General features: G+C 59.4%; 1 protein-coding gene. It reads right to left on the bottom strand.

The genetic code is table 11. The features are described 5' to 3' along the window. Positions 1 to 557, bottom strand: a 557-nt coding sequence (locus ABD353_RS40050; RefSeq protein WP_344628617.1) for an SAM-dependent methyltransferase, incomplete at both ends; no start/stop codon positions are given.

Genomic DNA, 557 nt, shown 5'->3' with positions numbered 1-557 from the left:
AGCAGAATACGATCGAACTGCTCATTGCCACACCACTGCTCAGGGAAGCGGCCATCGCCCTGCTTGACTTCGGCTTTCATGCCCAGCCGTTTCAGGTTGTCATAGACGCGGGACAGACGCTGTTCATCAATATCCACCGCCATGACCTGAGACTGGGGGGCGACTTCCAGAATATGCGTCGTTTTCCCGCCCGGTGCCGCGCAGAGATCGAGGATGCGTTCGCCATTTTTCGGCTGCAGGTAGCGCATACAGCCCTGGGCCGAGGCGTCCTGAACGGTTACCCAACCTTCATCAAATCCTGGTAACGCGTGGACCGGGGCAGGGGTGGCCAGGCGTACGGCGTCCGGATAATCAGGGTGGGTAAAGCCCTCTAAACCGGCCTCGTTAAGCAGGGCAAGCCACTCATCCCGGGAATGATGGTTGCGGTTAACGCGCAGCCACATCGGCGGGCGCTGGTTGTTCGCCTCGACGATCTCCTGCCACTGCTCCGGCCAGGCCTGCTGCAGGCGTTTCAGCAGCCATTTGGGATGAAGATAGCGGTTTTCATGCTCAGCAAA

It is taken from the genome of Kitasatospora arboriphila (genome assembly GCF_039528095.1).
In the GTDB taxonomy this organism is placed as follows: Bacteria; Actinomycetota; Actinomycetes; order Streptomycetales; family Streptomycetaceae; genus Kitasatospora; species Kitasatospora arboriphila.
Note: the sequence above shows the minus strand (reverse complement) of the source record. Positions and strands in the feature narration are given on the sequence as shown.